General features: G+C 71.4%; 9 protein-coding genes. 5 read left to right on the top strand and 4 right to left on the bottom strand.

What is annotated here, in order from left to right:
• Nucleotides 1–14: 14 nt before the first annotated feature.
• The 4 genes from AB0K00_RS01980 to AB0K00_RS01965 all read right to left on the bottom strand — a co-directional run bounded on the left by AB0K00_RS01980 (nucleotide 15) and on the right by AB0K00_RS01965 (nucleotide 8,165).
• A complete protein-coding gene (locus tag AB0K00_RS01980; RefSeq protein ID WP_363513770.1) occupies nucleotides 15–2,792 on the bottom strand; it encodes a BTAD domain-containing putative transcriptional regulator in 2,778 nt (925 codons plus the stop codon).
• Between the two features lie 155 nt (nucleotides 2,793–2,947).
• Nucleotides 2,948–4,717, bottom strand: a complete 1,770-nt coding sequence (locus AB0K00_RS01975) for a glycosyltransferase family 4 protein (RefSeq protein WP_363513767.1) — start codon at nucleotides 4,715–4,717, stop codon at nucleotides 2,948–2,950.
• Nucleotides 4,718–4,815: 98 nt separating this feature from the next.
• The gene (locus AB0K00_RS01970; RefSeq protein WP_363513764.1) at nucleotides 4,816–5,943 is read right to left on the bottom strand and encodes a hypothetical protein; all 1,128 of its coding nucleotides are present in this window, start codon (nucleotides 5,941–5,943) and stop codon (nucleotides 4,816–4,818) included.
• Between the two features lie 206 nt (nucleotides 5,944–6,149).
• Nucleotides 6,150–8,165 (bottom strand): IPT/TIG domain-containing protein, encoded by a 2,016-nt coding sequence (locus tag AB0K00_RS01965; RefSeq protein ID WP_363513761.1) that lies wholly within the window; start codon nucleotides 8,163–8,165, stop codon nucleotides 6,150–6,152.
• Between the two features lie 253 nt (nucleotides 8,166–8,418).
• Between AB0K00_RS01965 and AB0K00_RS01960 the strand changes: the two genes are divergently transcribed.
• The 5 genes from AB0K00_RS01960 (at nucleotide 8,419) to AB0K00_RS01940 (ending at nucleotide 14,014) form a co-directional block, all read left to right on the top strand.
• Nucleotides 8,419–8,931, top strand: coding sequence for a SigE family RNA polymerase sigma factor (locus AB0K00_RS01960; RefSeq protein WP_363513758.1), 513 nt, complete (start codon nucleotides 8,419–8,421; stop codon nucleotides 8,929–8,931).
• Entirely contained in the window at nucleotides 8,928–10,145 is a 1,218-nt protein-coding gene (locus AB0K00_RS01955) for a hypothetical protein (RefSeq protein WP_363513755.1), read from the top strand. The genes AB0K00_RS01960 and AB0K00_RS01955 overlap by 4 nt, the downstream gene beginning before the upstream one ends.
• A gap of 131 nt (nucleotides 10,146–10,276) precedes the next feature.
• Complete coding sequence (locus AB0K00_RS01950; RefSeq protein WP_363513752.1) at nucleotides 10,277–12,049, top strand: proline--tRNA ligase; 1,773 nt, start codon at nucleotides 10,277–10,279, stop codon at nucleotides 12,047–12,049.
• A 160-nt stretch (nucleotides 12,050–12,209) separates the two neighbouring features.
• Nucleotides 12,210–12,827, top strand: a complete 618-nt coding sequence (locus AB0K00_RS01945) for a septal ring lytic transglycosylase RlpA family protein (protein ID WP_363514995.1) — start codon at nucleotides 12,210–12,212, stop codon at nucleotides 12,825–12,827.
• 77 nt (nucleotides 12,828–12,904) lie between these two features.
• Complete coding sequence (locus tag AB0K00_RS01940) at nucleotides 12,905–14,014, top strand: PP2C family protein-serine/threonine phosphatase (RefSeq protein WP_363513749.1); 1,110 nt, start codon at nucleotides 12,905–12,907, stop codon at nucleotides 14,012–14,014.
• The last annotated feature ends 421 nt before the right edge of the window (nucleotides 14,015–14,435 follow it).

Raw genomic sequence — 14,435 nt, 5'->3', positions numbered from 1 at the left:
CGGTGCCGGCGGTGCTACCGGCCCGCTACGCCACCTGTGACGTCGGCGAGTTTGGTGCGGACCTCGGCGGCGTCGGGGTGCTCGACTGATTCGAAGACGTCCAGGGACCGGCGCCAGACGTCGCGGGCGGCCTTGACGTCGCCGAGCGCCAGGTGGCTGTCGCCGAGGTGGTGCAGGGTGTCGGCCTCGAAGCAGCGGTCGCCGGTGTCCTCGAAGAGGGCCAGCGCGCGCTGGAAGCAGGAGATCGCTGCTTCGTGTTCGTGGAGCTGGTGGTGGGCGAAGCCGATGCTGTCCCAGGTCTCGGCCTCGCCCTGCCGGTTGCTCAGCTCCTGGTGCAGCGTGAGCGCCTGACGGCAGGTGGCCAGGGCCATGCGGTGGTCGCCGAGCTGGGCGTGCAACCAGCCCATCGCGTTGAGCGCGTTGGCCTCGCCGGTGGGGCTGGCCGCGGCCCGGAACAGGTCGCGGGCCAGCGAAGCCTGCCGGAAGCCGTCCTCATATTGTCCACAGTGGACGGCGATCTCGGCCAGGTTCAGGTGGCCCTGCGCCTGCCGGCCGTGATCGCCCAGTTCCCGGTAGAGCTCCAGGGCGCGGGTGGCGTGCCGCTGGGCGTCGTCGGTGCGGTTCAGCTTCAGGGACACGTGAGCGAGCAGGCGATGGCTGTGCGCCGCGCCGCGGCGGTCGGTCAGGCGTTCGGCGGCGGCGAGCCCGACCTGCGCGGCGTGCAGCCAGTCGCGCCACAGGCCCTGCCGGTCCAGGAACGTGGCGAGCGCCCAGGACAGCTGCCAGGCGTGCCTGTCGAACCCGGACCGCGCGGCCTGGTCGATCGCGGCGAGGAGCACGGGCCGCTCCGCGGTGAACCACGCGAGGCTCTGCCGGGCGTCCGCCAGCGGCTCTGGCTGGGCGTCGGACGGCTCCAGGTCCAGGGTCTCGCGGTGCGGGCTCAGCAGCCGGGTCCCCGCGTAGGCGGTGTGCAGGTAGTGATCCAGCGTCCGGCGCTGGGCGGCGAGCCGGTCCGCCGGCGGGTCCACGGCCTCGACCTGCTCCGCGGCGTAGGCACGGAGCAGGTCATGGAAGGTGTACCGGCCGGGAACGTGCTCCGTGAGCAGGTTGGCCCGCACCAGTTCGGCGAGCGAACCGTCGCGCCCGCCGGTCAGGCCGGCCGCGGCCGGACCGGTGACGTCAGGCCCCGGGTGCAGGCCCAGCAGACGGAACATGCGGGCCGCCGCCGGGCTGAGCGCGGCGTAGGACCAGGAGAGCACGGCGCGGGCGTCGACGTCCCGCTCGGCACCGGTGAACGCGTCGAGCTGCCGGCCGGCGACCTGCCGCAGCGAGGCGGCGACGTCGGCGAGCGCGAACGCGGGACGGCCCGCGGCGCGGGCGGCGACGATCGCCAGGGCGAGCGGAAGGCCGGCGCACGACTCGACGATCTCGTCGACGGCGGCGGACTCGTCGGCGACCCGGCCGGCGCCGAGGCGGGCGGCCAGCAGCCACCGCGCGTCGGTGTGCGGCAGCAGGTCCACCAGCAGCGGCTCGGCGCCCTCGGACGTGTGCAGCCCGGACAGCTCGTTGCGGCTGGTGACCAGGACCACGCAGCCGCCGGCGCCGGGCAGCAACGGGCGGACCTGCTCGGAGTCGCGGGCGTTGTCGAGCACGAGCAGCATCCGTCGGCCGGCCAGATGGCTGCGGTACAGGGCGACCTGCGCCTCGAGGCCGACCGGCACGCGCTGCGGGGCGACGTCCAGCGCGTCGAGGAATCCCCGGATCGCCTCGGCCGGGTCGGTCGGTGGCGCGGTGCGGTCGAAGCCGCGCAGGTTCACGTAGAGCTGGCCGTCGGGGAACCGGTCGGCGACCCGGTGCGCCCAGTGCACCACCAGCGTGGTCTTGCCGACGCCCGCGGTGCCGGCGACGGTGCAGATCACGGTCGCGTTCGGCGCCACCCCTGCCGCGAGGGCGTCCAGCTTCGCGAGCGCCTCGCCACGGCCGGTGAACCCGCGTACGGCCGGCGGCAGCTGCGCAGGCACCGGACGCGGCACCGGACGTGACGCCGGCGCCACGGCGGCCGGTGCCGGATGGCCCCGCAGCACCGCCAGGTGCAGGCGCTGCAGTTCCGGCCCCGGGTCGAGGCCGAACTCCCGCGCCAGCCGCTGCTGGTGGCGCCGGTAGACCTCGAGGGCCTCGAGGCCGCGCCCGGCGCCGTCCAGCGCCCGCATCGACAGGCCCAGCAGCCCTTCCCGGGTCGGGTGCGCGGCGGCCAACCGGGTCAGCTCGGGCAGCGCCTCGACGTGCCGCCCGGCGGCGAGCTCGCACGCCAGCCACTCCTCGGTCACCACCAGCCGCAGCTCGTCGAGGTCGCCCACCAGGCGCGGGCGCAGCCAGGCCGACACCGTGTCGTCCAGTGCGTCGCCGCGCCACAGGTCCAGCGCAGCGCGCAGCTGTGCGCCGCGCTCCGCCGGGTCGGTCCGCGCCCGGGCCGCGGCGACCATGCCATTGAAGCGTCGCGCGTCGATGGCGTCGTCGTCGACGTCGATCTGGTACGAGGTGCCGGTGCTGCTCAACAGCGCGGCCGCGTCCCGCAGTGCGGCGCGGACCCGGGAGACGTGACTGTGCAGCTGCTGGCGGGCGGTCGGCACGGGCTCGCCGTCCCAGAGCAGATACGCCAGGCGCTCCACCGGCACCGGCACGTGGTTGTGCAGCAGCAGGACGGCCAGCAGGCACCGCTCCCGCCGCCGGCGGAGCACGACGGGCCCCGCAGACGTGTCGATCACGAACGGGCCGAGCAGGCGGAACCTCACAGCGGCCCACCGTATCCCCTCGCCCGCATCCCACCTCCGCTGGCGTGTCAAGCCTGGCGCAAGCGGCGGCACGCATATTCGGGGTGGTCAACGTCGACCGAACGGGGGCGTGCGGTGGACGGCGCGTGAGGGCCGGCCACCGTACGCGGAGCGCGTCAGCGCGCGGTTGCCAGCAGGCGCTCGCGGATGAGGGTGCCCGGCTCGTCGAACCACTCGTCGTAATGGGTGGCCGGGCCGAGCGCGTCGATGGCGGCGATGTAGGCCGCACCGTCGATGGGCCGGCCGGTCAGCATGCTGGTCATCGCGTGCAGGTAGTGGAAGTCGCTGTGGTCGGGGAACGCCTCCACGCCGCCGGCCACGACCGATGCCGCCTGCTCGTCGGAGCCCAGCTCCAGCAGGGTGAGCACGATCCACCGGCTGGCCGCCGGGCGGTCGCCGGCCGTGCCGCGCCGATAGACGTCGATGAACCCGGTCAGTGCCGCGTCGAAGCGGCCGGCGGCGAACTCGCGCAGCGCGGATGCGTACGGCAGGTCGTCCGGCACGACGTCGGCGTGCGCCGGCAGGTAGGCGCGGCTGATGCCGGGGCCGCCGCCCGCCCGTCGCCCGACGACCCGCCACCGGACCGCGCGGTGCCCCTCGAACGCGGGGAACGTGACCGGCACCGCGACGGCGGCGTCGGCGCAGGCCGCGGCGCGCTGCCGGAGCCGCTGCTCGGCGTCGGCGTCGAGGAAGCGCAGCCCACCCAGGTCGAACTGCCAGTCGTCGGCGGTTGCGGGGGACCAGGACGCGTACACGCCGCGGTACGTCTCCTCGACCCGGGTGATGATCGTGTCCCACGAGTAGCCGGCCGCGGTCTGCCGGCCGCCGTCGCGCAGCCGCGCCGCCAGGTCCGGCTCGGTGAGGACCCGGCGCACCTGCGCGGCCAGCCCGTTGACGTCGCGGATGTCGGCGAGCAGCGCGTTCACGCCATCGCGGGCGTATTCGAGGACGCCGGTGTTCCTGGTCGTCACCACCGGCGTGCCCGACGCCATCGCCTCCAGCGGCGGCAGGGGGAACGTCTCGTAGTGCGAGCAGCAGACGTAGGCCGCCGCCCCGCGGAACAGCGCGCCGAGCGTCGCCTGGTCCGGCGAGATGACCACCCGGCCGATGGGCTCCCGCGGCGGCCGGGGCGTGACCCAGACCAGGTCGACGCCGTCACCGTGATCGGACACCGCCTGCCACACCTGGCGCATCTCGGCCATGCCCTTGAAGGTGGTGCCGTCCCAGCCCACGAACAGCAGGTACGGCCGCTGCCAGCCGGTGCCGACCGCCGGGTGGAACACGGTGGGGTCCACCGCATTGGGGATCACCGTCGCCGCGACGCCGTAGCGGGCGCGGAGCACCTCGGCGACGGTGCCGCTCACGATGATCGTCGCGTCGGCGGCCTCGACGTTTCTGGCCACGATCTCCCGCGTCGCCTGGTCGATGTCCTCGAACAGGTGGAAGTCACCCTGCTCGAAGTGCACGACCGGGGCGACGCCGAGCGTACGGGCGGCCAGGACCTGGTCCCAGTAGCCGGCGACGATCACGTCGCACGCCGGCACCGCCTCGACGAGCTCGACCCCGAACGGCACCTGCTGGAACCGTGCCCGCAGGTCGAACCACACCGGCGGCGTGAAGTGGCTGAGCACCGTCACGTCGTGACCCCGGTCGTGGAGCCGGTTCGCGTGCTCGAACAGCACCCGCGCGCCGCCGCCGACGTCGGTGCGCGGCACCAGATGGCACAGCCGCAGCCGCTCGGGCACGGCGCCGCGGGCGGGCCGGCGCGAGACCGGTAGGAGAGCCGGCAGCCCGCGGCGGGCGGTGAACTCCGCGTCCCGGGCGGCGGCGACGGCCGCGGCCAGATCGGGGTGCAGGGGCAGGGAGAGATCGTCGTTCGACAGCACACCTACCCATCGGCCGATCGGCGAACTCCCTGAGTAAACCGGGGAAAGCCGAACGGCCCGGCTCCCTGACGGGGCCGGGCCGTGAGACGTTCAGCCGGCTACTCGCTGAGCACCGTGTAGTAGGCGCCCGACGTCTGTGCACTCGACTGGGAGGCAAGCACGTCGGTGACGGTGACCGGGCAGACGCCCGACACCGAGCTGGCACCGACGCCGTCGGCGTCCTTGGCGAGCGCGGGCACCGTGACCTTCACCGCGAGACCGGTGATCGCGGTGTCGGCGGTGACCGTGGCCGCTAGGCCGCAGAACTTGACCAGCCACTTGGTCGCGTCCTGCAGGTCCGTCAGCGACTTGCCGAAGCCGGTGCCGGTGATGATCGTCGTGATGCCGGTGGCGTTCGCCTTGCCTTCCTTGACGCTGAGGCTCGTGACCGTCGGCGCCGCGACGACCGTGGCCAGATGGGCGGCGCTGAGGAAGGTTTTGCTGACACCGTTCTGCGTGATGGTGATCGTATTGTCGCCGGCGGTCATGCCGGCCGCGGTCTTGAAGGTCATGGCGTTGCCCGCGGTCGGGGTACCTGTCGGCGCCAGCGGCGTCGTCGAGTCCTCGGTGGCGTAGACCTTGACCTCGGTGCCGGCCTTGCCGCCCATCGACGCGGACAGGCCCGCGCTGGTGGCCGGCGAGAAGGTGAAGCCGTCGGCGGCCTTGACCCGGACGATCTGACCACCGCCCGTCGAGAAGCGCCGCGCCTGATCGGCCGTGGCGAGCGCCACGCTGTTGTCGTTGATGACGGGCCGCTTGTCGGCCAGCAGCGCGATGGCCGGCGGCGCGACGAAGGTGACGCCGTTCGTCTTGGTCAGCGTGTCGCTGTTGGCGAAGTTGATGACGACGTCACCAGTGCCGGCGACGCAGGTGTCCGGCGTCTTGACGGTCACGACCGTCGTGCTGACCACCACGTAGGTGGTGAGCGCGTTGCAGGGGGCCGGCCCGAGCCCGATGCTGGCGACGGTGTCCTCAGTGAGCGGGGTGGCGTTCGCGCCGGACACCGTGATCGTCGCGACCTGCTTCGCCGTCTCGGCGGCGAGCTTGCCGCTGGCCGGGGAGGTGATGGCGATGGTGCCGGTGGCCGCCGCGTGGGCTGGAAACACCGCGAGGGTCGTGGCTGCGAGGGTGCCGACGGCTGCGGCGGCGACGAGGCGGAAGCGTCGCCAGGGATGGGCATACGACATTGAGCATGGTCCTCTCGGAACTGTGCGGCGCGAGTCCTGACGGTGACCGCATGTACCTCGTTTGCTCACACAAAGTAACACTGAAGCTACTGTGAGTTTCCGAAAAGCGAGTGTTCGTCAGCTTTCCCGCCGCTACGCGGGGCGGCCCGGAGCCAGTACCGCGCTCCGGGCCGCCGTCGTGATGGGCCGTCGTGATGGACTGCGGGCTAGTTGTAGTCCGCGACCGTGAAGGTCGAACCGCTGGTGATGATCGACTGGCTGTAGTTGGCCGTCGTCTGCGCGCCGACCGCCCCGTTGCTGACGACCGTGACGGTGTAGACACCGCTCGGGACCAGCGACGTGTTGAACAGCTGGGCGTTCGCGATGGTGCCCGTGGGCAACTTGCTCAGCGAAACCTTGCTGGTGGTGGCGTTGAATGCGGTGATGTACGTGCCCGCCGGGATGTTGGTGCCGGTGACGACCTTGCCGACGTCCGCGACGGTGAAGGTGTGCCCGGTGCCGCCCGACAGCTCGCTGGCGGTGTAGGTGCCGCCGATCAGCGGCTTGCCGACACCGACGGTCAGGGTGTCGGTGCCCGGAACGACCGCGTTGACCGCCTGGGACAACGTGACCGCGGTCCCCACCACCGACAGGATGGTGGTGTTCGGCTTGATGTTGGTGCCGCTGACGTAGGAGCCCACGTCGGCAGCGGTGATCGAGCAGGCGCCGGCAATCGTCAGGGTGGCGACCACCGTGGCGGCGGTGCAACCGGTCGTGGTGCGGTTGGCCGGCGTGTAGAAGTTGCCGATCGTCCACACGCTGCAGATCAGCTCACTGTCGCTGAGGACGAGGACGTCGGTGCACTCCGCGGTCTGGCCGTTGGTCTTGGTGGTCGCCGGGCTGCCCGGCGCCGCGTTGTAGACACCCTTGACCAGGTAGACGTGCGCCTTGGCGGCGTTGGGGTCCAGGCCGTTCGACGAGCTGAAGTCCATGCCGGAGAAGCCGTTGCCGTAGACGTCGAGGTCGGTGGCGGTGGCCTTGCCGTTCGGCGCGACCTTCGGCGTGACCGTCAGGCCGTTGGAGTAGGTGTACGTGGCCTTCTGCCCGATGAACGTGCCACCCGCGGTGGTGACGGTGACGGCGTACGGGCCGCCGACCGAGTGTGCCCCGGTCTTGCCGCGCAGGGTGGCGCCGTCGGCGGACACCGTGACGTTCGTCAGCTGCACCCCGCCGATGCGGACGTCCAGCATGCTGACGCCGTCGGTCGGGAAGCCGGTGCCGGTGATCAGGACGTTCTGGTTACCCTGCGGCGGTCCCGCCGACGGGCTGACACCGGTGACCGTGGCGCCAGGGGCGACGGTGTACCGGCCGCCGGTGAACGCCGAGGCACCGATCAGCGGGCTGCCGGAGCCGCCGGTGGTGGTGCCGCTGTAGACGCAGGTGTGGAACGCGTCGGTATCCGCCACGAGCGTGAGCGCCGGCAGGCCGACCGTCAGCTTGTAGTCGGTGAGCACGCGCGCCGCGGCCGCGGTGGGCGCGATGATCGAAGCGCTGTTCGTGAGCGACGCGAGCGTCGAGGCACACAGCGACCCGGCGGTGACCTTCTGGAACTGCACGTAGGTGCCGCCCGACACGAAGATCGGCGCCTGGCTGTCGACGCTCAGCGAGTTGCCGCCGACGGTCGGGCCCGTGGCCGGGGTCGTGGTCACCGGTGCGACGAGCGTGAGGATCGACGCCGGTGTGGCAGTGATCGTCTCGCCCACCAGCGCCGGAGTGCCGGTGTCGTAGACGCAGACGTTGAAGTCGGCGCTGGGCACGCCCGGCGGCAGGGCGAATCCCGGGGGAACGTTGACGGTGACCGTGGTGGCGCCCACGGCCGTCACGCCGGTCGTCGGAGGAATATTGATCACGCCGGCCTGGATGACGTTGCTGGCGTTGGCCGTGATCGCCGTGATCGCGCCACCGGCCGCCGCTAGCGCGCTGCAGGTCAGGCTGCTTGGCGTGCCCGGGATGCGGGCCTGGAACTGCACCTGGACGGTGGCCGGTGTCAGGCCGCCGAGGCCGGTGGGGACCCCGATGTCGAGTGTGTATCCGCCCCCACTGGGCACCCGGTTCGTTGCGGGCGTCGCGGTGGCCGCGGCACTAGGGAGTGCGGTGACGACCAGGGCGGTCGCCGTGAGCGCCAGGACGACGCCGGCGCGCGCAGCTATCCTGCCGCTACGCGTTCGTTTGTTGACGTGCACTTGAGTTTCTCCTCCGTCAGTCCACACGGGATGGGAGTGCTCGGTTGGCGCAAATCCCTGGATGGGGGCGCTCTACACCCGGATAGTTACTCAAAGTAGCAGCGCAGTAACTGAGAGTTCTTCAAATCTGACAACCGGCTAGGACTTCGCCGGATGTGGCCGCGTCGAGCCTGCCTTGGCTGTAGGGGTGACGAATCGGGCGTGGTTGCAGCAGATCGGCGCCCGTGCGTCTCTACACAGTGGAGGCGATGCGATGAGCGAGACACCTGACGAGGCGTTCGTGCAGTTCGTGCAGGCGCGCGGCGCCAGTCTGATGCGGTATGGATACCTGCTCAGCGGCAACGAGGCGGACGCGGCCGACCTGTTGCAGGACGCGCTCATCGGGCTGCGCGGCGGCTGGGCGCGGATCCGCCGCCGGGATGCCGTCGAGGCGTATGTGCGCCGGTCGATGGCCCGGCAGTACATCAGGATCTGGCGCAGGCGGCGGCAGGAGCAGCTCGTCGAGGTGCCGCCCGACCGGGCGTCACCGCAGGACGCGTTCGCCCACGTCGAGGTCGACGACACGCTGTGGAACGCGCTGCGAGCGCTGGGCCGGCGCCAGCGGGCGGTGCTGGTGCTGCGGTATTACGAGCAGCTCGACGACGACGAGATCGCGGTGCTGCTGGGCATCGCCAGGAGCACGGTGCGCAGCCAGGCGGCGCGTGGACTGGAGACGCTGCGGGCGCGGCTGGAAGCGCACCGTCCCACCGAGGTCAGGAGCCGATGATGGTGGAAGAGCAGCTCAGGATGACCCTCGAGCGGGCCGCGGCCGAGGGCCCACCGCCGCCGGTCGACCTGCTGGACCGCGTCGACGTGGGGCATCGGCGGCGGCGGGCGGTGCGGCGGGCCGGCTGGAGCGGCCTCGCGGGCGCCGTGGTCCTCGCGGTGCTCGGCGGCGTGGCGCTGCTGCCCCACGCCGCGAGGAAGCCCGAGATCGGCACGACACCGTCGCCGGCGCTGTCGGGCGTGATCGAGCCGATGGTCACGAGCGCGGCACCGGTGGAGCAGGTCTGGCCGCAGGCGGTCCTCAATGTCCCGAGGAGCTTCGGCACGGGCGTCAACGAGCCGATCACGATGCTCGACGAGCACCGGATGCTGCTCGGGATCCGCACCAGCGTCGACAAGGTGGCGTCGCTCGCCGTGTACGACGTGCGCACGAACACCGAGCGGATCCTCACCGAGCTGCCCGACCCGCCCGCGGGGCAGGCCTACTGGCCGGGCGGGTTCACGGCCGCCGACGGGCTGATCGTCTGGAGCGCGTATGCGTTCGGCAAGGACGGTTCGCAGACGTTCGAATACTGGTCGATGCGTGACGACGGCACCGGCAAGCGGCGGTTCCGCACCTCGGATCAGGACACCGGCGAGCGGGTCGTGATCGCCGAGGGCGCGCTGTACGGGTCGTCGCTCACGGACGGCGGCATCGTGCGGGTGCCACTCGACGGCGGTACCCCGGCGAAAATCGCGGGCTCGGACGGCTTCAAGATCGCCAGGTGGCCGTGGGCGGTCACCGCCGGCCCGACGGGCGCGCCGAAGCCGTCGGCGTGGAACCTCATGACCGGTGAACGTCGCACACCCGTTGCCCGCTCGCAGCCGACGCCGTGGTGGACCGCCGCGGACCAGGACACCTGGCTCGGGATCGACGACAACCGGCTCCGGTTCGCCCAGGCCACCGACGGCTCGTGGCAGGTGACCACGAACGGGTTCGACCCCGCCGTCCTCACCGACGGCTGGCTGGTCAGCGGCACGTTGCTGAGCCTGCTGCACCCGAACGACCCGAAGCAGCCCGCAGTCTGGGACCTGCGCAGCGGCCTGGTCGGCACCTACGGCACCCCCGAGGCGTCCGGCAACTCGTTCCGCAGCCAGGTGGCGCGTCCGTTGGCCTGGTGGCCGTCCGGCGATCGCCTGATGGTGCTCGATCCGGCCAGGATCGGCCGCCGGTGAGTCCGCCGTTGCGCCCGCCGTTGAGCCGGTCGGCGGCGGCAAAACCCGCTAGTCACGCACCGCAGTCGTACGGGTATCGTCGCCGAAGGCCTGTTTGAGAAGTGCCTGTTTGAGAAGTAGGGCGGAATCTGATGGTGCTGAAGATGTCCACGCTGTTCGTGCGGACGCTGCGTGAGGACCCCGCGGACGCCGAGGTGACCAGCCACCGGCTGCTCGTGCGCGCCGGCTATGTCCGCCGCGTCGCGCCGGGCATCTTCACGCTGCTGCCGATGGGCCTGCGGGTGCTGCGCAACGTCGAGCGGGTCATCCGCGACGAGATGGACGCCATCGGCGGTCAGGAGCTGACCTTCCCCGCGCTGCTGCCCCGCGAGCCCTATGAGGCCACAGGCCGCTGGACGGAGTATGGCGCCAACCTCTTCCGGTTGAAGGACCGCCGCGGCGGCGACTACCTGCTCGGGCCCACCCACGAGGAGATGTTCACGCTCGCCGTGAAGGACTTCTACTCCTCCTACAAGGACCTGCCGCTCACGCTGTACCAGATCCAGACCAAGTATCGCGACGAGGCGCGCCCCCGGGCCGGCATTCTTCGCGGGCGTGAGTTCCTCATGAAGGACTCCTACTCCTTTGACGTCGACGACGACGGGCTGACCGCGGCGTACCAGCGGCACCGGTCCGCCTACGCCAAGATCTTCGACCGGTTCGGCCTGGACTATGTCGTCTGCTCCGCGACGAGCGGCGCGATGGGTGGCAGCGCCTCCGAGGAGTTCCTCGCGATCTGCGACATCGGCGAGGACACGTTCGTGCGCTGCACCAACGGCGACTACGCCGCCAACGTCGAGGCGGTCACCACCCCCGCGCCCGCCGCCGTCGCCATCGAGGGCCAGCCGGCCGCGCGGGTCGTGGACACCCCGGACACGCCCACCATCGAGACGCTGGTCGCGCTGTTCAACGACCGCGACGACCTGCGCCGCGACGACCGGGCTTGGGGTGCCGGCGACACGCTGAAGAACGTCATGCTGATGCTGACGCTGCCCGACGGCAAGCGCGAGCCCCTGGCCGTCGGCGTCCCCGGCGACCGCGAGGTCGACCTGCGCCGGTTGGAGGCCCAGGTGGCCCCCGCCGAGGTGGCGCCGATGTCCGAGGCCGAGTTCCAGCAGCACCCCGCGCTCGTGAAGGGCTACATCGGCCCCGGCGTCCTGGGTGAGAAGGGCTCCTCCGGGATCCGATACCTGGTGGACCCCCGGGTCGTGACCGGCACCAGCTGGATCACCGGCGCCGACCAGCCCGGCAAGCACGTGATGCAGCTGGTCGCCGGGCGGGACTTCACCCCCGACGGCACGGTCGAGGCGGTCCGCATCCAGGACGGCGACCTGTGCCCCGTCGACGGCGGCACGCTCGAGCTGGCCCGTGGCATCGAGATCGGCCACATCTTCCAGCTCGGCCGCAAGTACGCCAAGGCGCTGGGGCTCACCGTGCTCGACCAGAACGGCAAGGCCGTCACGGTGACGATGGGCTCCTACGGCGTCGGCGTGTCCCGCGCGATCGCCGTCGTCGCCGAGCAGACCGCCGACGACCGCGGCCTGTGCTGGCCCCGCGAGCTGGCGCCGGCCGACGTGCACGTGGTCGCCGCGGGCAAGACCGAGGAGATCAAGGCCGGCGCCGCGCAGCTCGCCGACGCGATTGCCGCGACCGGCCTCGAGGTGCTGCTCGACGACCGCAAGGACGTCTCGCCCGGGGTGAAGTTCAACGACTCGGAGCTGCTCGGCGTCCCGACGATCGTGGTGGTCGGCAAGCGGCTGGCCGACGGCCTGGTGGAGATCCGCGACCGCAAGACCGGTGAGAAAGAGGAAATTCCGGTCGAAGGTGCTGCGGAGCGTATCGCCGCAATCGTCCGCGCCGGCTGACGGCGCGGGGAGGGTCGGCCGTTCGGCTCCTTGTCGTATCAGCCGTTCGGCCGGACCTATCCCGCCAAATCCCCACGCATACGGCACTTCGGTTTGACTGGCGCCAGGGAGGGGCCGATACGTTCGGTCACGGCCATGCTGTCAACGAAGGGTGCTGACGTTGTCCGGCCGACATACCGCAATGTCCAGACGCCATCTCGTCCCATTGATCGCCGGCGTCGTCGCGGCGATCGCCCTTATCGGCGGTGCAGTCGCAACCGTCAATATGGGTTCGGATGATGCGAAGCCGACCGCGGCCGGTGACCTGATCGACGGCAGTCGCAGCCCGGCGGACCGCGCGGACCGCGGCGACCGGCCGTCCACCTCGGCCTCGGCTGCCCCCTCGGCCTCGCCTTCGGCATCGCCCCAGGTCAGCAAGTCTCCGGAGGCGACCAAGTCGCCGACGAAGAAGCCGTCGACGAGCAAGACGCCGGGTGCCACGGGTGGCGCTGTGACGGGCACCGGCACCTGCAAAGCTTCCTACTACGCCACCGGGTCGCGCACCGCCAACGGCGAGAGCTTCGACCCCGACGGGCTGACGGCCGCGCACAAAGAGCTGCCGTTCAACACCCGCGTCCGGGTCACCAACCTGGCCAACGGGAAATCCGTCGTGGTGCGGATCAATGACCGCGGGCCCTTCGTCAGCGGGCGCTGTCTCGACCTCGCCCGTGGCGCGTTCGTCACGGTCGCTTCGGTGAGTGCCGGAGTGATCAACGCACGGTACGAGGTGCTCAAGTAAGTCTGAAGTGTGCCCCATCCCGGCCGTTTGTTTGAGCGGTTCGGCGGCCCTTTGGTGGCATGCTGTCGATCGGACCTATGAAACGACCGTTGCTTCCCGAAGCCCGCGCCGGAGTCGGCGCGGCCTTCGTGCTGCTCTGCCTGGTCCTGGCCGCTGAGGTCGCCGACGGCCCCGACGCCAACTACGTCGGGCTGCTGGCCGCCGCGCCGTTCCTCGCGGCCGCGTTCGCCTCCTGGCCGGAGGTCCTCGCGGTCGGCAGCGCCTCGACGGTGCTCGCCCTGGTGTTCTGCAGCATCGAGCTCATGCACCACCGCGATCGCACCCTGGTGATGCTGCTGAACCTCGGCGCGGTCATCCTCGCCGCTGGCATCGCCTCCGCCGTGGGCGCCATCCGGCAGCGGCAGATCGCCCGGTATGCCGAGCTGTCCAAGCTCGCCTCCGTGGCGCAGCAGGCCGTGCTGCGCCCGCTCGGGCCGCAGCTGGGGCCGCTGACGATCGCGGCGCGCTACATCTCGGCCAGCGCCGCCGCCGACATCGGTGGCGACCTGTATGAAGCGCTCGACACCCCGTATGGCGTCCGCATGATCATCGGTGACGTGCGCGGCAAGGGGCTGGACGCGGTCCGGCTCGCCAGCATCGTTCTCGGCTCATATCGGCACGTGGCGTTCGAGCGGGCCGACCTGCGGGCGATCGTGGCCGACCTGGACCGGGCCGTGGCGCGGTCGGTGGGCGACGAGGACTTCGTGACTGCGGCGCTGATCGAGGAGCGCGGCGGCACGTTGACGATCGTCAACTGCGGGCATCCCGCGCCGCTGCTGCTGCGCCGGGGCCAGGTCATCCCGCTCGACCCGCCGTCCAACGCACCGCCGCTGGGCTTCATGCCGGTGGTCAAGCCGCGCGTCGAGCGGCTGGAGCCGGGCGACCGGCTGCTGTTCTTCACCGACGGGCTGGCGGAGGCGCGCCGCGACGGGCAGTTCTTCCCGACGGCGGAGCGGGCGCAGCGGCTGCTGGGCCACGGCACCGTCGGCGACGGGCTGGCCTCGCTGGAGAGCGCGCTGCTGGAGTGGGTGCGCGGCCGGCTCGACGACGACATCGCGCTGGTCCTGGTGGAATACCAGGGTGTGAAGGCTCCGGCGACGGTCCCCAGCTGGGAGATCGGCGGCGCCGGAGCGACGACCGTCGGCTGAGGCCCGCTGTTCCGTGCCGACTTTGTTCGGTGTCGACTTGCTCGGTGCCGACTTATTCCGTGACGACGCGCGGGCGTGGCACGAAACGCCGCATCGGGGCGCGGTGCCGGCCGGTATAGAACCGCGGGTACTTGGGAGCGAACAGAGAGCCCATCATCCGGACGATCATCGCGGTGCCCTCCTGTTGACTGCGAGTAACCGCTCAACGATCACATCACCCGCCGGTGACGGCGTGTCGTGCGCACCCGCTCCCCTCCTGCTACTCATTTGCCACCCTCTGCTACTCAGGGGTCACCCTGACCTGCCGAGATAGGTGAGCCAGGTGAAAGCGCAGGTGTGACTGCTGTCACCCATCAGGGCGGGTTGCCGGAAGTTACTTACGAGTAATAAGATTCCTGTTACCGACTGGTAACCTCGGTCG

Origin of the sequence: Dactylosporangium sp. NPDC049525 (genome assembly GCF_040676755.1) — a bacterium.
Classification (GTDB): Bacteria; Actinomycetota; Actinomycetes; order Mycobacteriales; family Micromonosporaceae; genus Dactylosporangium.
This window is presented reverse-complemented; position numbering and strand designations above follow the sequence as displayed.

What these genes read in the sequence shown, in the direction of transcription:
- AB0K00_RS01940 (WP_363513749.1), top strand. Translation starts at nt 12,905, where the DNA reads ATGAAACGACCGTTGCTTCCCGAAGCCCGCGCCGGAGTCGGCGCGGCC.
- AB0K00_RS01955 (WP_363513755.1), top strand. Translation starts at nt 8,928, where the DNA reads ATGATGGTGGAAGAGCAGCTCAGGATGACCCTCGAGCGGGCCGCGGCC.
- AB0K00_RS01960 (WP_363513758.1), top strand. Translation starts at nt 8,419, where the DNA reads ATGAGCGAGACACCTGACGAGGCGTTCGTGCAGTTCGTGCAGGCGCGC.
- AB0K00_RS01970 (WP_363513764.1), bottom strand. Translation starts at nt 5,943, where the DNA reads ATGTCGTATGCCCATCCCTGGCGACGCTTCCGCCTCGTCGCCGCCGCA.
- AB0K00_RS01950 (WP_363513752.1), top strand. Translation starts at nt 10,277, where the DNA reads ATGGTGCTGAAGATGTCCACGCTGTTCGTGCGGACGCTGCGTGAGGAC.